The 19,814-nt window shown below is 43.8% G+C and carries 16 protein-coding genes; 15 read left to right on the forward strand and 1 reads right to left on the reverse strand.

Translation table 11 applies throughout. The features are described 5' to 3' along the window. The first annotated feature begins 24 nt into the window (after nt 1–24). From H8Z79_RS00510 to H8Z79_RS00550, 9 genes are all read left to right on the forward strand, one after another. Nucleotides 25–633 carry an NUDIX hydrolase gene (locus H8Z79_RS00510; protein WP_118039310.1) on the forward strand — a complete coding sequence of 203 codons (609 nt, stop codon included), beginning with the start codon at nt 25–27 and terminating at the stop codon, nt 631–633. A 299-nt stretch (nt 634–932) separates the two neighbouring features. Then, a complete protein-coding gene (locus H8Z79_RS00515) occupies nt 933–3,101 on the forward strand; it encodes a PTS transporter subunit IIABC (RefSeq protein ID WP_118039311.1) in 2,169 nt (722 codons plus the stop codon). A 28-nt stretch (nt 3,102–3,129) separates the two neighbouring features. Further along, a complete protein-coding gene (locus tag H8Z79_RS00520) occupies nt 3,130–3,969 on the forward strand; it encodes a PRD domain-containing protein (RefSeq protein WP_118039312.1) in 840 nt (279 codons plus the stop codon). Between the two features lie 32 nt (nt 3,970–4,001). Further along, complete coding sequence (locus H8Z79_RS00525; RefSeq protein ID WP_015541834.1) at nt 4,002–4,259, forward strand: HPr family phosphocarrier protein; 258 nt, start codon at nt 4,002–4,004, stop codon at nt 4,257–4,259. Nucleotides 4,260–4,319: 60 nt separating this feature from the next. Beyond that, nucleotides 4,320–5,948, forward strand: a complete 1,629-nt coding sequence (gene ptsP, locus H8Z79_RS00530; RefSeq protein WP_118039313.1) for a phosphoenolpyruvate--protein phosphotransferase — start codon at nt 4,320–4,322, stop codon at nt 5,946–5,948. Nucleotides 5,949–6,158: 210 nt separating this feature from the next. Further along, the gene (locus H8Z79_RS00535; protein ID WP_118039314.1) at nt 6,159–6,617 is read left to right on the forward strand and encodes a Fur family transcriptional regulator; all 459 of its coding nucleotides are present in this window, start codon (nt 6,159–6,161) and stop codon (nt 6,615–6,617) included. Between the two features lie 85 nt (nt 6,618–6,702). Beyond that, a complete protein-coding gene (locus H8Z79_RS00540; protein ID WP_118039315.1) occupies nt 6,703–7,710 on the forward strand; it encodes a metal ABC transporter substrate-binding protein in 1,008 nt (335 codons plus the stop codon). Nucleotides 7,711–7,780: 70 nt separating this feature from the next. Continuing rightward, complete coding sequence (locus H8Z79_RS00545) at nt 7,781–8,491, forward strand: metal ABC transporter ATP-binding protein (protein ID WP_118039316.1); 711 nt, start codon at nt 7,781–7,783, stop codon at nt 8,489–8,491. A gap of 1 nt (nt 8,492) precedes the next feature. Beyond that, nucleotides 8,493–9,329 carry a metal ABC transporter permease gene (locus H8Z79_RS00550; protein WP_015541839.1) on the forward strand — a complete coding sequence of 279 codons (837 nt, stop codon included), beginning with the start codon at nt 8,493–8,495 and terminating at the stop codon, nt 9,327–9,329. A gap of 80 nt (nt 9,330–9,409) precedes the next feature. Here the strand turns inward: H8Z79_RS00550 and H8Z79_RS00555 are convergent, their stop codons facing one another. Further along, entirely contained in the window at nt 9,410–9,931 is a 522-nt protein-coding gene (locus H8Z79_RS00555; RefSeq protein ID WP_015541840.1) for a hypothetical protein, read from the reverse strand. A 308-nt stretch (nt 9,932–10,239) separates the two neighbouring features. Here H8Z79_RS00555 and H8Z79_RS00560 point away from each other — a divergent pair, with 308 nt between their 5' ends. The 6 genes from H8Z79_RS00560 (at nt 10,240) to H8Z79_RS00585 (ending at nt 19,725) form a co-directional block, all read left to right on the forward strand. Next, on the forward strand, nt 10,240–13,386 hold the full coding sequence (locus H8Z79_RS00560; protein WP_015541841.1) for a response regulator: 3,147 nt from the start codon (nt 10,240–10,242) through the stop codon (nt 13,384–13,386). 121 nt (nt 13,387–13,507) lie between these two features. Next, a complete protein-coding gene (locus H8Z79_RS00565) occupies nt 13,508–15,562 on the forward strand; it encodes an ATP-binding protein (protein WP_118039317.1) in 2,055 nt (684 codons plus the stop codon). 29 nt (nt 15,563–15,591) lie between these two features. Further along, on the forward strand, nt 15,592–17,568 hold the full coding sequence (locus H8Z79_RS00570; RefSeq protein ID WP_015541843.1) for a hybrid sensor histidine kinase/response regulator: 1,977 nt from the start codon (nt 15,592–15,594) through the stop codon (nt 17,566–17,568). 65 nt (nt 17,569–17,633) lie between these two features. Then, on the forward strand, nt 17,634–18,131 hold the full coding sequence (locus H8Z79_RS00575; protein ID WP_118039319.1) for an RNA polymerase sigma factor: 498 nt from the start codon (nt 17,634–17,636) through the stop codon (nt 18,129–18,131). Next, complete coding sequence (locus tag H8Z79_RS00580; RefSeq protein ID WP_118039320.1) at nt 18,115–18,843, forward strand: anti-sigma factor family protein; 729 nt, start codon at nt 18,115–18,117, stop codon at nt 18,841–18,843. Before H8Z79_RS00575 ends, H8Z79_RS00580 begins: the two co-directional genes overlap by 17 nt. 57 nt (nt 18,844–18,900) lie before the next feature. Next, nucleotides 18,901–19,725, forward strand: a complete 825-nt coding sequence (locus H8Z79_RS00585) for a TrmH family RNA methyltransferase (protein ID WP_118039321.1) — start codon at nt 18,901–18,903, stop codon at nt 19,723–19,725. The last annotated feature ends 89 nt before the right edge of the window (nt 19,726–19,814 follow it).

A 19,814-nucleotide genomic window follows, 5' to 3' on the forward strand; every position in this document is an offset into this window, starting at 1 on the left:
TTCATGCAGAAAAGAGGAAACCTTATGGGAAAGATTCATAATGTAGAAAAAATGACCGACAATCGTTTTGTCAATCTGTATCATGTAGATGCTACCAGCGTACACAACACTCCGGTATCCTATTATGTGGCATCCAGGGCAAATGATGTACCTTCATTGAAACTTAAGACCGGGCGCAATGATCCGGACGGTGTAATTATCTACAGCATTTACGGAGAAAAAAGAGACAAAGTCGTTCTGGTGCGCCAGTACCGCTATACACTTGGTGATTATATTTATGAATTCCCGGCAGGGCTTGTCGAGTCGAACGAAGATTTTCATGAGGGAGCTGTTCGTGAGATGTATGAAGAAACCGGACTGAAATTCGAACCTCTGAAAGTCAATCCGGCATTTGAAAAACCATACTTTACAACGGTTGGTATGACTGACGAATCATGCGCGACAGTTTATGGATATGCAAGCGGTGAGATCAGCAAGGAAGCACAGGAAGATACAGAAGAAATTGAAGTCGTCCTGGCAGACCGCAATGAAGTGAAACGAATCCTCAAAGAAGAGCGAGTGGCAATCATGTGTGCATATATGCTGATGCACTTTCTCAAAGATGAAGAACCATTTGCATTCCTCGAAGAATGAGAAGAGACTGCATATTATACCGGTGAAAATTTTGGATTGCAGTCGAAATATACTGATGCATAAAAGGTATAAAAAAACATCATAAAAACTACAAAATTACAAAAAGAGCGGGTTGACAAAAACTTAATGACCATGTTATATTTTGTTTGGTTGTAGTGTGTAACTCGATTTAGGAGGCATTAACTATACATAACAAGGAGTGTTTATGTATATTAGTGCCTTTTTTTGTACAAAAACCGGTTAAAAAGCGCTTTTATATGTACTCACTTCTGGAAAAATATACAGAAGGAGAGTCTCAAATGAAAGACAAGATTTTTAGTGTTTTACAGCGAGTAGGAAGAAGCTTTATGCTCCCGATCGCGATCCTTCCGGTAGCCGGACTTCTTCTTGGTATCGGAAGTTCTTTCACAAATGCAACGACGATCGAGACATACGGACTGACAAAGATCCTGGGCGACGGAACGCTGCTTCATTCCCTGCTTGTGATCATGAACAGTGTAGGAAGTGCAGTATTTAATAACCTTCCGCTGATCTTTGCAGTTGGTGTTGCCATTGGTATGGCACAAAAAGAAAAAGAAGTTGCAGCTTTATCCTCAGTAATTGCATTTTTTGTAATGAATACAGCAATCAATGCGATGCTGACAATCACAGGACAGATCCTTGATAATGGCGAGATCGCAGAAAACGTTCTGGAAGGAACGATTACTTCTGTCTGCGGTATTCAGTCCTTACAGATGGGTGTGTTTGGCGGTATTATCGTAGGTTTGGGAGTTGCAGCCCTGCATAACCGATTCTACAAGATACAGCTTCCGAATGCGCTGTCATTCTTTGGAGGAACCCGTTTCGTACCGATCATTTCCACGATCGTGTATATGTTTGTCGGAATCCTTCTTTACTTTGTATGGCCGGTCGTTCAGACCGGAATTTACGCTCTGGGCGGTCTGGTAACAGGCTCCGGCTATGTGGGAACACTGATTTTTGGTCTGATCAAACGTGCACTGATTCCGTTCGGTCTGCACCACGTATTCTATATGCCATTCTGGCAGACAGCCGTTGGCGGTACGATGGAAGTAGCAGGACAGATGGTACAGGGCGGTCAGAATATTTTCTTTGCGCAGCTTGCTGACTCTGCAAATATTGCACATTTCAGCGCAGATGCGACAAGATACTTTTCCGGAGAGTTCATTTTCATGATCTTCGGTCTTCCGGGTGCGGCACTTGCTATGTATCAGTGTGCAAAACCTGAGAAGAAAAAAGCAGCAGGCGGTCTTCTTCTGTCTGCAGCACTTGCATGTATGGCAACCGGAATCACCGAGCCGCTGGAATTTTCCTTCCTTTTCGTGGCTCCGGCACTGTTTGCTGTTCAGGTTGTTCTGGCAGGTACGGCATACATGATCGCACATATGCTGAATATTGCCGTAGGACTGACTTTCTCCGGCGGTCTCCTCGACTTCTTCCTGTTTGGTATTCTTCAGGGAAATGCAAAGACAAGCTGGATAAGAGTTATCCCGGTTGGTATTATTTATTTCTTCTTATATTATTTCATTTTCAAATTCATGATCAAAAAGTTCAATTTCAAAACTCCTGGTCGTGAAGATGATGATGTCGAAATCAAGCTTTATACAAAGGCTGATGTAAATGCCCGCAGAGAAGCACAGAACGGCGAGGGCGGAGAGGTGCTTTCCGATCCTGTCAGTGAGGCAATCACACGAGGCCTTGGCGGTAAGAAAAACATCAACGATGTAGACTGCTGTGCAACACGTCTTCGCTGCACTGTGAAGGATGCATCTCTGGTAAATGATGGTATCTTAAAGGCAACAGGTGCATCCGGCGTCGTACACAAGGGACTTGGTGTGCAGGTCATTTACGGACCGAATGTAACTGTGATCAAATCAAATCTTGAAGACTATCTGGAAACAGCACCGGATACTCTGGAAACACCGGCAGAAACTTCTGAGACAGTACCGGAAAGTGAACAGAAAGAAGAAGCTGAGCGCAAAGTCGTTGACCGCATTGTGATCTCAAGCCCGATCACAGGTGTGGCAGCAGATCTTGCAACTGCACCGGATGAGGCTTTTGCCCAGAAAATGATGGGTGACGGCGCAGTGGTTACACCGGAAGATCCGTATGTACGCGCTCCGGAAGACGGAGAAGTTGCCTTTGTCTTTGATACCAGACATGCAATTGGATTTGTAACAGAATCCGGAATCAGTCTGCTGATTCATGTTGGAATTGATACTGTTAAATTAAATGGTGAGGGATTTGAGGCACTGGTAGAAAGTGGTCAGGAAGTGAAGAAGGGAGATCCGATGCTGAAACTGGATCTCGACTATCTGAGAAAAAATGCACCTTCTATTGTTTCTCCTGTTCTTTGTACAGAACTGGAGGATAACCAGAGAATCCATCTGTTGAATGAGGGTCAGGTCAAAGCCGGAGAGCCACTTTTCGAGATCGAGGTTCTTCAGTAAGAACCGCCCGGATGGGGAAAAGATACGGATGTTGTACAGGATAGCAAAGATTTTAAATCACAATTCCTTTATAGGAATTTCGGACGAAAATGATCAGGAATGTCTGGTTATGGGAAAAGGTGTGGCTTTTGGCAAAAAGGTCGGACAGACCGTGTCGGCTGCCACAGAAGCAAAGGCTTATTCTCTGAAGGAGATGACGGAGAGAGGTGACGCCAAAGATATCATCAAATCCGTCTCGCCGCTCTGTCTCGAGCTTGCGAATGAAGTGTTGAGTCGGGCAGAAAAAGAATTCGAAAAAGTAGACCGCACGATACTTTTTACCATGGCAGATCATCTTGATTTTGCAATTCGCCGTGTGCAGAATGGTGAGCAGATCAGCAATCCTCTGACAGATGACATCCGTGTCATGTTTTATAAAGAATATAAGGTGGCATCCTGTATCCGGGAGCTTCTTAAGGAAAAACTGCAGATAGAGATTGATGACCATGAGATCGGATATATTGCACTTCATGTACATGCCGCAGTTGTAGACGAAAATGTCTCTCAGGCAATGGAAATCGCAAGAACCGTCCGAGAATGTATTTCCCTGGTCGAGAAGGAAACAGGAAATTCCATCGATGTCATGTCTCTCGGCTATAATCGTCTGATGAACCATGTACGTTATATGGTTGCAAGAGCGATTCATGGCGAGAAACTCAAAATGAATCTGAATGAATATATGTCTGTGAAGTTTCCGGGACCGTATATGGCAGCAGAACGTATCTGCCGTCAGATGGAAAAAAGCCTGAAACTTCCGGTACCGGATATAGAGATCGGATACCTCGCCATGCATCTTGAGAGAATGATTGAGACTAATGTAAATGAGTAAAAATAAAATATAATATAAAAGGAGATAAAATTATGAAAACATTCGAGTACACAATCAAAGACGAACTGGGAATCCACGCAAGACCGGCCGGACTTCTTGTAAAAGAAGCCAAAAAATTCGAGTCTGAATGCACTATCACAAAAGATGGCAAAACTAAGAAACTGACACAGCTTATGATGCTGATGTCCCTTGGTGTAAAACAGGGCGATACTGTAACAGTATCCGTAGACGGCGCTGATGAAGATGCAGCAGTTGCATCACTGAAGGAATTCTTTGAAAACAACTTATAATTCACCGGAATACTCATATTTACTTTATTTGCAGATGTGAATTCAGGGAGGAAATAAGAAATGCAGTGTTTTCAGGGAAAATCTGTATATAAGGGAATCGCAATGGGACCGGTTGTGGTTCTTAAGAAAAATGATTATCAGGTAAAACGTACCAGAATCGAAGACGCAGAGACAGAAGCTGCACGTGTGGACGTGGCACTGAAAGCTTCTCAGGAGCAGCTTCAGAAACTTTATGACAAAGCGGTTAAAGAAGTCGGAGAGGCCAGTGCGGCAATCTTCGAAGTACATCAGATGATGCTGGAGGATGAGGACTATCTGGAAGCAATCCAGAATATGATCCGCACCGAACAGGTCAATGCCGAGTATGCAGTTGCAGTTACCGGCGACAATTTTGCAGAAATGTTTGCTTCCATGGATGATGATTACATGAAAGCACGTTCCGCGGACATTAAGGACATTTCCGAGCGTCTTGTCCGCAACTTAAGTGGTCAGGGAGATGTGGACTTAAGCTCGATTGAACCGTCTGTGATCGTTGCAGATGATTTAAGCCCGAGTGAGACTGTACAGATGGATAAGGACAAGATCCTTGCATTTGTAACAGTTCATGGTTCTACAAACTCTCATACCGCAATCCTTGCACGTATGATGAACATTCCGGCACTGATTGGTGTGAAGATGGATCTCGAAGAACTTCAGACCGGAATGACTGCTGTTGTAGATGGTTTTGGGGGAAAAGTGACTTTTGAGCCGGATGAAGAACTCAAAGCACAGACTGAAGCCAGAATGCAGGAAGAAGAAGAAAAACTGAAACTTCTTCAGGAACTCAAAGGCAAAGAAAACATTACTCTGGATGGCCGTAAGATCAATATCTATGCAAATATCGGAAGTGTTGGCGATATCGGTTATGTAATGGAAAACGATGCCGGCGGAATCGGACTGTTCCGAAGTGAATTCCTGTATCTCGGAAGAAATGATTTCCCGACAGAGGAAGAACAGTTCCAGGCATACAAGCAGGCAGTGCAGATGATGGCAGGAAAGAAAGTGATCATCCGTACACTGGATATTGGAGCTGACAAGCAGGTAGATTATTTTAACCTCGGAAATGAAGACAACCCTGCAATGGGTTACCGTGCGATCCGTATCTGTCTGAAACAGCCGGAGATTTTTAAGACACAGCTTCGTGCACTTCTCCGTGCCGCCGTATATGGAAATCTTTCTATCATGTATCCGATGATCACTTCTACAGAAGAAGTAAAACGTATCTACGAGATCGTTGCAGAAGTGGAAGGAGAACTGAAAGCGCAGGAAATTCAGTATAAGATTCCGGAACAGGGAATCATGATCGAAACTCCGGCAGCAGCGATCATCAGTGACAGACTTGCAGAGATGGTTGATTTCTTCAGTATCGGAACCAACGATCTGACACAGTATACTCTGGCGATCGACCGTCAGAATGAAAAACTCGACGAGTTTTATAACCCGCATCATGAGGCACTTCTCCGCATGATCCAGATGGTTGTGGACAATGCGCATAAGTGTGGCAAATGGGCAGGTATCTGTGGAGAACTTGGTGCAGATCCGACTCTGACAGAGCAGTTTGTACGCATGGGACTGGATGAGCTTTCCGTAGCGCCGTCCATGGTTCTGAAGCTTCGTAAGATCGTAAGAGAGATGAAAGTGGAAGAATAAGAATATAGTGGATAAATAATATCTGTCCGATATGAAAGTGTGGATAAGCATTTTTATGGCGGGCAGATTTTTTTGAAAAAAAGTAAAATGAAAACCGTTTTCATATTGACACGAAATCAGAATGTGCTATAATATGAAAACGGTTTTCAATTTGTATAAAGTATAAAATGTAGATTTATTTGCCGGAAACTCCGGTGGAAGGAAGCTATTATGGGAACGAAAGCGCCTTATCAGACAAAGCAGATGAAACAGATCCTGTCCTATCTGCAGACCGTAGAAGGGACACATGTAACGGTTGCAGATGTCTGTTGTTTTTTTAAAGAGCAGGGGATTACGATTGGGACAACGACTGTCTACCGCAACCTTGAAAAGATGGTAGAGCAGGGGATGGTTGCGAAGTACAACGTAGATGGGACGAGCAGTGCCTGTTTTGAATATCTCGGGGCAGATGAGCATTGCCACAAGACCTCCTGTTTCCACTGCAAATGTGAAAAATGTGGAAAACTGATCCATCTTCACTGCGAGGATGTGGTTAAACTGGAGCAGCATCTGATGGACAGCCACGGATTTCGGATGGATCCGTGCAGGACTGTTTTTTATGGTATCTGTGAAGAGTGCAGAAGTGTGGAAGATGAAGCATCAGAGACTGTACATATGAAAGCACGATAATGTGACAGGATGGTATGTAGATAGATTTGTACCTGCTGATTCGATTCGGCAGAAGTGTCTTTATATAGAAGAAAGAGAGCAGAAAATGAAAAAATGGATCATGGGTTCGCTGGCAATTCTGCTGGGCGTGATGAGCATCAGTATTCCTTTTGCCGGAATACACACAGCGGAAGCAAAGACGACAGAAGAAACAGACAAAAAACTGAACATTGTAACAACCATTTTTCCGGAGTATGACTGGACAAGAGTCATTTTGGGTGACCGGGCAGATGATGTGAACCTGACTATGCTCCTTGATAACGGTACGGATCTCCACAGCTTTCAGCCGGCGGTCAAGGATATTATGAAGGTTTCAAGCTGTGACCTTCTGATCTATGTGGGCGGTGAATCTGACCAGTGGATCGAGGATGCTCTGGAATCCGCGCAGAACAAAGATATGAAGACCATTAATCTGATGGAAGTCCTTGGTGATTCGATCAAAGAAGAGGAAACAGTTGAGGGCATGCAGGAAAGTGATCACGACCACGACCATGATCATGAAGATGAGGAAGAAAAGGAATATGACGAGCATGTCTGGACGTCTATGAGAAATGCCGAAGTGATCTGCGATGCGATTGCGGAAACTCTTGAAGAAATGGATCCGGAGAATAAAGAAATCTATCAGTCCAACGCAAAAACTTACAAAGAAAAACTTTCTGCGCTGGACGAAGAATATCAGGAAACAGTCGACAGTGCGAAGCAGAAAACACTGATCTTTGCGGATCGTTTTCCATTTCGCTATCTGGTAGATGATTATGGACTGAATTATTATGCGGCATTTTCGGGATGTTCCGCAGAATCTGAGGCAAGCTTTAAGACAGTTACTTTTCTTGCAGGAAAAGTGGATGAACTTGGAGTTAAGAGTGTGCTGACGATGGAAAAATCCGATGACCGGATTGCACAGACTGTTATTGAGAATACCAGAGCAAAAGATCAGAAGATCTTACAGCTTAATTCCATGCAGTCGATCACATCAGAAGAAATTGCAGATGGAGCAACGTATCTTTCCGTGATGGAAGACAATCTGGGAACTCTGAAGAAGGTGCTGAACTAAGAGAACGATCGGACAGGGACAAAATCTGTCCATTTGAAATAACAAACTGTCCATGACAGGAGGGACAAGAATGGCACAGCTTACATGCAAAAATCTTACAATGGGATATGACAACCGGGCAATTCAGGAAGATTTGAATTTCTCCATTGATGCAGGTGATTACCTCTGTATCGTCGGTGAAAATGGTTCCGGTAAGTCTACTTTGATGAAAACATTACTTCATTTGCAGCCGCCGATCAGCGGAAGCATTGAGCCTGGTGATGGATTAAAGAAAAACGAGATCGGTTATCTGCCTCAGCAGACACTGGTGCAGAGAGATTTTCCGGCATCTGTCCGTGAAATCGTACTTTCCGGGTGTCAGAGCCGGTGCGGATGGCGTCCTTTCTATAACAAAGAAGAAAAAATGGTCGCACAGAAAGCAATGGAAAAAATGATGATTCAGGATCTTGCGGATCATTGTTACCGTGAGCTTTCCGGCGGACAGCAGCAGAGAGTTCTTCTTGCAAGAGCGCTTTGTGCTGCACAGAAAATCCTGCTTCTCGATGAGCCGGTGTCCGGTCTGGATCCACGTGTGACCGCAGAAATGTATCAGTTGATCAAAGACCTGAATAAAAAAGACGGAATTACGATCATCATGATCTCACATGATATTGCAGCGGCAGTTAAATATGCGACACATATTCTTCATATCGGAGAACACTGCTTCTTCGGAACGAAGAAACAGTATCTGCAGAGCAGTCTGGGCAAAGCATTTACCGGACAGGAAGGAGAGGACGAATAAGATGTTTGAAACACTTCATATGTATTTTCAGTATCCGTTCGTTCGGTATGCACTGATCGTCGGTGTTCTGATCGCGCTCTGTTCCTCGCTTCTTGGCGTGACGCTAGTACTGAAACGATTTTCCTTTATCGGTGACGGACTTTCTCATGTGGCATTTGGTGCGATGGCGATTGCATCTGTCTTAAATATTACAAACAATATGCTGTTTATTCTTCCGGTAACGGTAGTATGTGCGATTTTTCTTCTTCGTGCCGGACAGAATACCAGGATCAAAGGTGATGCGGCAATCGCGATGATTTCCGTCGGAGCGCTTGCAATCGGTTATCTTCTGATGAACCTTTTTTCGACAAGCCCGAATATCTCAGGGGATGTCTGCAGTACGCTGTTTGGTTCGACTTCTATTCTGACCCTGACAAAAGGCGAAGTATGGCTGTGTGCGATTCTTTCCATCGTGGTTGTAGCGATTTTTATTCTGTTTTACAATAAGATTTTCGCAGTGACATTTGATGAGAATTTTGCGAGAGCAACGGGGACGAGAGCCAATGCATACAATCTGCTGATCGCGGTTGTGATCGCAGTGATCATTGTACTTGCAATGAATCTGGTCGGTTCGCTTTTGATTTCAGCGCTTGTGATCTTTCCGGCGCTGTCCGCAATGCGACTTTTTAAATCCTTCCGTTCCGTTACGATCAGTGCGGCAGTGATGTCCGTACTCAGTGCAACGGCCGGAATCCTGATTTCTATTCTTGCCGGAACACCGGTTGGCTCTACGATTGTAGCAGTGGATATTGCAGTATTTCTTGTTTCCTATGGAATCGGGAGAATTACGGGAAGATAAAAATATCTCAGTCAGGGTTCAGATCCCGACTGAGATTGTATTTTGTAAATATTGATTTACAGCAGGAATTCCTGTGGAGGTCAGATCTCTGCAAGGATTCCTTTTTCTCTGTCATAACGGCAGTATTTGCCATTGCCGGAAATAAACGGCTGATATGTATCGGTGCGTACATCTTTGACATAAACGACACCGGTTGCGATCATCTCAACAAGAGAGAATCGTTTGCTCAGGCTGGAGATCCAGGCATAAGTTTTTTCACTGTCGGAATCCGCCGCAATCAGGCTGTAGCCGCCGTCGCATGCTTTCAGTGAGAAGTAGATCTTCTCCGGTTTTATGACTTCTTTAAAAACCTGGCTGGCGATGTAGGAAGAGAAATTCTCTTTTACAAATTTCTGGAAGGTTTTTGTGGTATAAACTTCTCCGGATACTTCATCTGTGATTCGGTCACCGCGCTCCAGGCGATTTTTGATCAGTGTCAGAACCTCAATAGTCCAGTTGATAAAGGAGATACTGCTGTAGGTCATGCTTTCCTGAAGCTGATCGATCAGCTTTTTTGTCAGGACGTTTGATTTCGCTGCTTCGTTAAAAAGTTCTTCGTTCATAATGTTCCCTCCATAAAGATTTATGTGGTAATTGATAATTTTTATTATAAAAGGTCGTTGTGCAAAAAGCAATGAAAAAGCCGTAAAATAGGATGAAAATTATATAAAGTATACATGCGGATTTTGAAGTTACAGATGCTAAAAAGCTGCGGGTTTTTGTAGTCAAATAGATTATGCAGCGACAGGCAGAACCAGGTTGAGAAAAGAAGATAAATCGGCTATAATGAGCATAAGTGTGAAAATAAGAGTTAAAACTGTAAAAGCAGTTACAGCAATCCAAAATTGTTTACTGGCAGGATGGGTACAGTATGAAGATAACAGGGAAAAAGCAGACCTTTTTCTTGCGCACGGCAATGATGGTTCTTACGACTATTCTGATTGTATTATTTTTTGCAATCATGTCCATGGTAGGCAAGATTCAGGGAACAGCGCGTGTAGTAAATTACGCGGGTCTGGTGCGCGGTGGCACGCAGCGAATGGTAAAACTTGAAATTTCAGGGACACCGCAGGACAAAATGTATCAGACGATTTCTTCTTATATAGAAGGACTTCGAAACGGTAGCGACGAACTCAATTTTGTATGTCTGGATGATCAGAAATTCCAGAGGAAAATGGATGAACTGGCAGGATATTTTGAAGAGCTTCGGGATGAGATACTTCTTGTCCGTGAAAAGGGATATGAAAATACAGATATTATCGAAAAAAGCGAGATTTTTTTCCGGCTCTGTGATGAGGCAGTCGGACTTTCTGAAGAGTATTCACAGCGTAAGGCAACGGCGCTGGATTACCTCGAAAAAGTTGTTATAGTGGATATTCTCGGGCTGATCCTGCTCATTGGTGCAGAACTTATCAAAGCGGTCCGTTTTGCTGCCCAGAATAAAGCACTACAGAAAAAAGTCTACCTCGACGAGGCAACCGGGCTTCCGAACAAAAACAAATGTGAGGAAATCCTCAATGATCCAAATCCGATCCCGGATGAAGAACTGGTTGCCATGTGCGTATTTGATATGAATAATCTCCGGACGATCAACAATACGCTCGGTCATGACAAAGGTGATGAATACATCCGCTCCTTTGCAATACAGCTCCGAAAGGCAGTTCCGGATGAATTTTTTGCAGGACGTGACGGCGGTGATGAATTTATTGCTGTTCTGAAGGGGCTGGATCATACAGGTGTGCGCGAATGTCTTAAGAAGATCCGTGAGCAGTCCGCTGAGTATTCCAGACAGCATCCGGAGATGCCGATCAGCTATGCGGCGGGCTATGCGCTTTCCAGTGATTTTGAGGGAAGCACGATGCGGGAGCTGTTCCGCTTTGCCGACAAAAATATGTACATCGACAAGAACCGTGCAAAGATGGAAGAGGCGGCTGAGAAACAAAGGATGAATATCTGCATCCTTGAAAAAATCACGGAGAAGGGATATCAGTTTTCTGACTGTATTTACTGTGACGCGCTTTTGGATCAGTATTATGTGCTGAGAGCAAGTTCGGGCTTTTTTCTTGCGGAAGATGGCAGCTATTCCGGTGCGGTTGAGCAGATCATTCAGGAACTGGGGACAGATGAGAACCGTAAGACAATGCGTATGGAACTTCAGACTGCATATCTGGCAGAACATCTGAAGGAAGACGAGAAAATTGAACTGCTGTATCAGTATGAAAGAGACAAAAATGTTCGACGGGGAAGAATGACGGTACTGCCCGGTAACAGGACCGAGGACGGCAGACTGCATCATTTTATTCTTGGATTTGAGCCATTTCAGACTAAGAATGAGAACTCTGCGGTTGAGAAAACGCGTCTGAACCGTTATTATGAGCAGCTGAAGCAATCTATTGTTGAAAATGGTAATTATGCGGAGGCGCTCTTGCAGACGGCGCATGCGGTTTATACGGTTGATCTGACGAATGACCGTCTGGAAAGCACTTATTATCATACAGATGCGAAAGATTTTGACAATGATGTGCAGACTCCATGCTCTTACAGTGATTACTGCAGCGGACGAAGCCGGTATGTTACGGAAGACACACTGGAGAATTACAGAATCGTGGATTCTTCGTTTAAAATCCTGAAGCGTTTTGCGACCGGATCGAGACAGATCACGGTGGAATACTGTGAGACAGGAAAAAACGGACATCCAGTCTGGTTACAAAAGACTGTCCTGATGTCCAGAGACACCGTATACGATGCGAAGACAGATAAAGAAAGTCAGGTTGTGCATGGAATCATCCTGTTCAAAATTACTTCAGATTTCCACGAGAAGGAGCAGCAGGAAAAAGAGCGTCTGCAGATAGCGTTTGAAGAAGCAGATGCTGCAAACAAAGCAAAAACGGAATTTATGAACCGTATGAGCCATGATATCCGCACTCCGATCAACGGTATCATGGGAATGGTGGATATCATCCGTAAGAACCGCAATGACTGGGAAAAGGTCGATGACAGCCTCGAAAAGATCCGGCTTTCAACCAGACATCTGCTGGAACTGGTAAGTGATGTACTGGATATGAGCAAGCTGGAAGCCGGTATGTTTGAAATTGAAGAAGATGCTTTTGATATGAGTGAACTGATGGATGAGGTTGCAGCACTGGTAGATGCACAGTTGGTTGAGGCAGGAATCACACATCACCGACTCAGAAAAAACATTCAGCATACCGCACTGCGTGGAAGTTCCCTGCAGCTGCGCCGTATCATGCTGAATCTTCTGAGTAATGCGATCAAGTACAACAAACCAAACGGAAGCATTGATACGTATGCCGAGGAGCTTTCCTGTGACGGCACGACTGTATGGTATGAATTCAAGATTGTGGATACCGGAATAGGAATGAGTGAAGAGTTTGTTAGAGATCATCTTTTCCAGCCATTTACACAGGAAAAAAATGATGCGCGCACCCTCTATAAGGGAACCGGGCTTGGGATGTCGATCGTCAAAGCACTGCTTGAAAAAATGGGTGGATGTATTGACGTCGAAAGTGTTCACGGTGAGGGAAGTACCTTTACATTCCGCCTGCCGTTTAAGGTAAATGATGTACTGATACAGAAAGAAGAAAGAAACGAATCATCAGAAAAACCGCTGGCAGGTATGCATTTCCTTCTGGCAGAAGATAATGAGATCAACATGGAGATTGCAGAGTTTTATCTGACAGACCTCGGTGCGACTGTCAGCAAAGCATGGAACGGAAAAGAAGCGCTTGAATTATTTGAAGCGTCAGAACCAGAAAGCTATGATGTCATTCTGATGGATGTGATGATGCCGGAGATGGATGGTCATGAGGCAACACAGCGGATACGCGCATTGAAACGTCCGGATACACAGACTGTCCGGATCGTGGCGATGACAGCCCAGACATCAGAGGACAGCATTCACAAGTGCCTGGATGCGGGAATGGACGGACATATTGCAAAGCCGATCAATGAAGAAAAGATTTTATCAGCACTGCATAAAAATATAGAAACTGAATAAAATACATGACTTTATTATTTTTCTGTGGTTTTACAATAAGAAAACTACTCCACATAAGAAAAATCGTCAGTGCCCAAGAGACTGGAAAGACTACAAACTAAACAATATCAGGGAACTATTTATGGATAAAAAGAAAGATAAAAAAATTATAAGAATCAGAGCCGGGCTTGTTTTTCTGGTTACCCTGCTTCTGATGCTTGGCTGTACGTTTCTGGTAAATCAGAATCAGCAAAAAAGGGAGAAACTAAAGGCTGCATATACGGCTGAATCCACAATAAGCAGGATTGAAGTTCAGCTGAACCGTTATCTTGCGGAATCAGATCTGGTCAAAAAGAGTATAGAAGAAGGTCTGACGATAAGTGATAAACAGTTTGCGACATTATCCAGGCTGATGCAGGATGAAGATAATATCATAAAAGTCCATGAAATTGCAAAAGACGGAATCGTTTCGCAGATATATCCTATGGAGGGAAATGAGGATGTGATCGGGCTGAACTTGATTGAAAATCCGGAAAGAAAAAAGGAAGCGCGTCTGACAAGAGACAGCGGAGAATATACGATTGCCGGTCCGTTTGAACTGGTGCAGGGAGGAAACGGTGTGTTGCTTTTTGACCCGGTATACAGAATGGATGACAAAGGCTGTAAGAAGTTCTGGGGATTTTCTATTCTTGTTATAGACTGGCAGAAATTTATCAAAAAAATGGACCTGGATCAACTGGAAAATGCCGGATATCACTATCAGATATGGAAAAAAGGAACGGACGATGAAAAAATCGTAATTGCGCAGTGTGACAATTTACAGGAAACAGATACATTGGAGGTTGCATGTACAGTTCCGAATGATACCTGGTATTTTGAGATTGTACCGGAAAACGGATGGGTGACAATGACTCAGAAACTCTGGGGACTGCTCATTTCGGTGCTGACAGCTTTCATTGTAATGATCATATATCTGCAATTCAAAATGAGACGCTACAGAGATGCGCTTCATGAAAAAGAACTGGAAAAAGCTGTTCTCGAAGCAAAAAATGCGAACGAGGCAAAGACACGGTTCCTTTTTAATATGAGCCATGATATCCGCACTCCGATGAATGCAATCATTGGCTTTTCGGAGCTTCTGGAAAAACATATAGATGAAAAGGATAAAGCAATTGATTATCTTGGCAAGATCAAAAGTTCCAGCAATTTCCTTCTGTCACTGATCAACTATGTGCTGGAGATGGCACGGATCGAAAGTGGCAAACTGGCTCTGAAAAAAGAAGTCGGATGTGTGACGGAGCTGATAGAATCTCTGACAGATGTTTTTGAGCCGGGAGTGAAAAAGAAGTTCATTACATATTCATGTGAAACAGATATACAACATAAATATGTGATTGGTGATGAGACAAAAGTCCGGGAGATTTTTATCAATATCATCGGAAATTCTGTGAAATATACTCCGGAAGGCGGAAAGATCTCCGTAAGTGTTAAAGAAGAACCATTTGAAAAAGAAAATTATATAGCTTACAGGATTATTGTAGAAGACAATGGCATCGGCATGAGTAAAGAATATCTTCCTCATATTTTTGAAGAGTTTTCACGTGAGCATACAAGCACAGAGAGTAAAGTGACAGGTACCGGTCTCGGACTGCCAATTGTAAAATCTTTGATCGATATGATGGGAGGCACGATTGAAGTTGAAAGTCAGCTTGGATGCGGAACAAAGATGAACGTTGTTCTGCCATTTGAGCTTGCTTCAGAGAAACAGATCCTGGAAGAGAAGCAAAAAGAAAAAGAGAAGATTTCAGACAGTATACTGGGAAAAAGAGTGCTGCTTGCCGAGGATAATGAGCTGAATGCAGAAATAGCAATGACAGTTCTGAAAGAAAATGGTCTGAAAGCAGAACGTGCTGCGAATGGAAAACAATGTATGGAAATGTTGAAAAAGATGCCGGAGGATTATTATGATATGATACTCATGGATATCCAGATGCCGGAGATGGACGGATATGAAGCAACAAAGCGGATTCGTAATCTTGATGATGCGCGGGCTGACATTCCGATCGTAGCCATGACTGCCAATGCATTTGAAGAAGACAGGCAGAAAGCTCTGGAAAGCGGCATGAATGCACATGTTTCCAAACCGGTAGATATGAATATGCTGTTTAAGGTAATGGCACAGATTCTGAAAAAATGAGTCGGAAAGTAGATATGGGAGGGCTGTTTATGGAGCAGCGGGAAAAGATCAATACAAAAGAAATTCTGCGTGCATCCCAAATGGGAATGTGGTGTGTGGAAATGGAAGAAGGAAAGCCACCGAGATTTTATGCGGATGAAGTGATGGATGAATTGCTTGGAATCGACAGAGATATCACACCGGAAGAGAGATTTGTATTTCACCGTTCGCGTATACATCCGGAAGACATGCAGCTGTTTCAGGAGTATTCGGATAAGCTTACAGAGGTAAGGACGGAAATCGTTTATCGTTATATTCATCCGGTATCCGGAGAGATGTTTGTACGCTGCGGTGGTGCGAGAGACACATCGGTGACAGAATATGTGGCTGTCACCGGAATACATCAGGATATTTCTGAGACAGTGCGTATTGAAAAAGAAAAAGAGGCAGAGCGACGTCTTGCAGAACTGAATGATTCTCTGCGCAAAGAAAAACTGCGACAGGATATTTATTATAAAGAACTGCTTGATATAGAAAACTGCGGTGTCCTTGCATATACAATGCCGGGACACAAGGTCATACATATGAATGCAGAGGCGCTGAGAATGTATGGGATTGAGAGTGTCGAAGCCGCACAGAGGGAGCTCGGACCGCTTCTGAGGCAGGTTTATTATCCGGATTCGGATGTGCTCAATCAACTGAAAAAGCTTCGAAATGAAGATGATATGGTGGATTATGAGTGCATTATCGGTAAGGGTAAGGCAAACGAATGTCATGCACTTGCCAAAAGCAAAGTTGTCCACATTCCGACGGGAGAGAGGGCAGTACTTACTACGTTTGTGGATGTGTCTGATATGGTGATGCTCAAAAATGCCCTTCGCCGTGCGGAGGAGGGAAGTCGTGCGAAATCGTCTTTCCTGTTTGCAATGTCTCACGATCTGCGTACACCAATGAATGCGATCATTGGTTATGCGGAGTTGATGGAAGCACACTGGGGTGAAAAAGAAGCAGCAACAAACTATCTGCAAAAGCTGAAAGGCGCGAGCCAGTTTTTGCTTGCGCTGATCGGCAATGTGCTTGAGATTGCACGTATTGAAAGCGGTAAAGAGACACTGAATGAAGCTCCGTGGAATCTGATGAAGCTTGAGGAGACACTGGATATCCTTCTTGACAGAGAGATTTCACGCAAGCAGCTGACTGTAAACAGAAATGTAAATATCCGGCATGCAAACGTATACTGCGATGCCCTGAAAATCCGAGAGATCATTATGAATCTTTTGAGTAACGCAGTGAAATATACAGCGGAGGGTGGCAAAATAGTCCTTGATATTGAAGAAAAACCGTCAGTTCAGGATGATTTTATGACTTTGCAAATCCGTGTGTCAGACAATGGCATCGGTATCAGCAAAGAATATATACCACATATTTTTGATGCATTTACGCGTGAGCGGAGTTCCTCTGAGAGTGGTATTATTGGAACAGGTCTGGGACTTCATATCGTGAAATCATTTGTAGATCTTATGAATGGTGACATTTCTGTAGAAAGTGAATCCGGGAAAGGTACCTGTTTTACTGTCGAAATTTCATGCAGAAAGGTACCGGAGGAAGAATTGCAGCAGCAGATGGAAGAACAGCCGGAAAATGTATCGTTGGCAGGAAGAAGGCTTCTTCTGGCAGAAGACAACGGACTGAATGCAGAGATTGCCATGACGATCCTTCAGGACGCAGAGGCAGAAGTGGAACTTGCCGCAGACGGAAAAATTGCGGTCGATATGTTAAAGGATGCTCCGGTGGGCTATTATGATACAGTTCTGATGGATATTCAGATGCCAAATATGAATGGCTATCAGGCAACGGGAGTAATTCGGAAACTTCCGGATGAACGGGCGAAAATTCCGATCATTGCAATAACCGCAAATGCATTTGAAGAAGACCGTCAGGCAGCACTTGCCGCCGGAATGGATGATTATGTTGCGAAGCCGGTTGAGATCTCAGAGCTGTTCCGGACGATTATGAAAAATCTGTAACGTTTTTATCTCATATATCGTCATATATGTGAAGGAGGACAAGAGTACAAAGAGAGGAGAAACAAATGCTGAATATTCAGGAAGTATACGAAAAATACTTCACAGTCGTATACCGCTATCTGCTCTCGCTTTCACACAATACCCACATTGCAGAGGAACTTACACAGGAGACATTCTTCAAAGCACTGAAAAAAGTCGACGATTTCAGAGGGGAATGTGACCTGCGTGTATGGCTCTGCCAGATCTCCAAAAACACATATTATGACTATCTGAAAAAGAATAAAAAATACGTGCCGGAAGCACAAAATGAATTTGCGGAAGAGGTATTTTCTGTTGATTTTATTCAGGATTTTTCGGACAAAGAAACGGCATTTCGTGTCCACAAAGTTCTGCATAAACTTTCGGAACCGTACAAAGAAGTCTTTTCCCTCCGGGTATTTGGAGAACTGTCATTTAGTGATATATCAGATCTGTTTGGCAAAAGTGAAAGCTGGGCGAGAGTTACTTATCACCGCGCATGCAAAAAAATCAGGGAGGAATTAGACGATGAAAATCACCTGTAATATTATTGAAGATCTGCTTCCGCTTTATATTGATGATATGGTCAGTGAGGACAGCAGACAGCTTGTAGAAAAACATCTGAAAGAGTGTGCCGCCTGCCGCAAAATGCTGGATGAGATGAAAAAGGAGAATCAGTTGCGGACTGTTTCAGAAAATGCAGAGAGGAATTCAGACCACCGTACTGAGATTGCACCATTAAAAAAAATCCGCAGACGTATCCGTCGGAAACGTATTATTTCCATTATTTTAGCAGCAGTACTTGTGCTGCTTGCGAGTGGAATCGGGCATTACTGGTATTATGACAAAAAGACTTATATATCCTGGGAAGATGCCGGAATGACCTTAAGGGATGGAAAAATTTACAGCAAAATTGATCCGGACGGACATAAGACAGCTATCTTATCCGTGGACCAGAAAAACATGTTTTACATGCTTTCCGAGACGGCATGGATACGTAAAAATTACCCATCTGCACAGGATGCAGAGAATCTAATGTTTGATCTTGATGAGTTTCAGAAGGCACATGACCGCCTGCCGGATACAGCTACTGATGAAACTTCATTGCCGACCGGTATCGAAAATGTTTATTATGTAGATCCGGAAAATATAAAAGAGGCATTTGCTCTCTGGGATTATCAGGATGAGCCGGACAAAGCGCAGCAAAAAGAACAGGAACTTGCAGCGAAGTGTCACCTGATCTGGAGCGCTGACTGAACCGGGATATGATTCGTAATATTACATTTGACAATAAATAAAATACAGGAGAGCATCGTGAAGAATATTATAGAAATCAATGATTTTAGCGCACCGGAGCTGGATATTTATGCGCGGACATCAGAAGTTCAGCTTCTGCGATATAACGAACCGGCCCCGGGATTTTTTATTGCAGAAAGCCCGAAGGTGATCGAGCGCGCATGCAGCGCAGGCTACGAGCCGGTTTCGTTTCTGGTCGAGCACAAAGATCTTGAAGGAGAGGCAAAAGAACTTTTGGAACGTTTTCCGGAAATTCCGGTCTACACGGCAGAATATGAGACACTTGTCAAAATGACCGGATATGCGTTGGCGCGGGGAATGCTCTGTGTGATGAGACGACGCGCGCTTTCGTCCATAGAAGAAATCTGCCAGAATGCCAGACGTATAGCAATTCTGGAAAACGTTGTAAATCCAACCAATATCGGAGCGATTTTTCGTTCAGCGGCGGCACTTCACATGGATGCCGTCCTTCTGACCAGTGGATGCAGTGATCCGCTTTACCGCCGTGCTTCCCGCGTAAGCATGGGAACTGTCTTTCAGATCCCATGGACTTATTTTGATAAAAAAATATCCTGGCCGGATACCGGTATGCACATTCTTCGGGAACTCGGCTTCAAAACCGTGGCAATGGCACTGCGGGATGATTCTTTCAGCATTGATGATCCGCAGCTTCATGCGCAGGAAAAGCTTGCCATCATTTTAGGCACAGAAGGGGATGGTCTGGCGGCAGAAACAATTGCTGACTGTGATTACACAGTGAAAATTCCGATGTCTCATGGTGTTGATTCTCTCAATGTAGCAGCAGCGAGCGCGGTGGCATTCTGGGAGCTTGGAAGGAAATAACAAATCATTTCGTAACTGTTCAGTACCCTCACAGTTACGAGTCAAAATGCATGCCAAAACGCCTCGCGGAATACTCCCTATTGAATAGT

Origin of the sequence: Blautia intestinalis, from assembly GCF_014297355.1 — a bacterium.
Lineage (GTDB): Bacteria > Bacillota > Clostridia > Lachnospirales > Lachnospiraceae > Blautia_A > Blautia_A intestinalis.

What these genes read in the sequence shown, in the direction of transcription:
- H8Z79_RS00510 (WP_118039310.1), top strand. Translation starts at nt 25, where the DNA reads ATGGGAAAGATTCATAATGTAGAAAAAATGACCGACAATCGTTTTGTC.
- H8Z79_RS00515 (WP_118039311.1), top strand. Translation starts at nt 933, where the DNA reads ATGAAAGACAAGATTTTTAGTGTTTTACAGCGAGTAGGAAGAAGCTTT.
- H8Z79_RS00520 (WP_118039312.1), top strand. Translation starts at nt 3,130, where the DNA reads ATGTTGTACAGGATAGCAAAGATTTTAAATCACAATTCCTTTATAGGA.
- H8Z79_RS00525 (WP_015541834.1), top strand. Translation starts at nt 4,002, where the DNA reads ATGAAAACATTCGAGTACACAATCAAAGACGAACTGGGAATCCACGCA.
- ptsP (WP_118039313.1), top strand. Translation starts at nt 4,320, where the DNA reads ATGCAGTGTTTTCAGGGAAAATCTGTATATAAGGGAATCGCAATGGGA.
- H8Z79_RS00535 (WP_118039314.1), top strand. Translation starts at nt 6,159, where the DNA reads ATGGGAACGAAAGCGCCTTATCAGACAAAGCAGATGAAACAGATCCTG.
- H8Z79_RS00540 (WP_118039315.1), top strand. Translation starts at nt 6,703, where the DNA reads ATGAAAAAATGGATCATGGGTTCGCTGGCAATTCTGCTGGGCGTGATG.
- H8Z79_RS00545 (WP_118039316.1), top strand. Translation starts at nt 7,781, where the DNA reads ATGGCACAGCTTACATGCAAAAATCTTACAATGGGATATGACAACCGG.
- H8Z79_RS00550 (WP_015541839.1), top strand. Translation starts at nt 8,493, where the DNA reads ATGTTTGAAACACTTCATATGTATTTTCAGTATCCGTTCGTTCGGTAT.
- H8Z79_RS00555 (WP_015541840.1), bottom strand. Translation starts at nt 9,931, where the DNA reads ATGAACGAAGAACTTTTTAACGAAGCAGCGAAATCAAACGTCCTGACA.
- H8Z79_RS00560 (WP_015541841.1), top strand. Translation starts at nt 10,240, where the DNA reads ATGAAGATAACAGGGAAAAAGCAGACCTTTTTCTTGCGCACGGCAATG.
- H8Z79_RS00565 (WP_118039317.1), top strand. Translation starts at nt 13,508, where the DNA reads ATGGATAAAAAGAAAGATAAAAAAATTATAAGAATCAGAGCCGGGCTT.
- H8Z79_RS00570 (WP_015541843.1), top strand. Translation starts at nt 15,592, where the DNA reads ATGGAGCAGCGGGAAAAGATCAATACAAAAGAAATTCTGCGTGCATCC.
- H8Z79_RS00575 (WP_118039319.1), top strand. Translation starts at nt 17,634, where the DNA reads ATGCTGAATATTCAGGAAGTATACGAAAAATACTTCACAGTCGTATAC.
- H8Z79_RS00580 (WP_118039320.1), top strand. Translation starts at nt 18,115, where the DNA reads ATGAAAATCACCTGTAATATTATTGAAGATCTGCTTCCGCTTTATATT.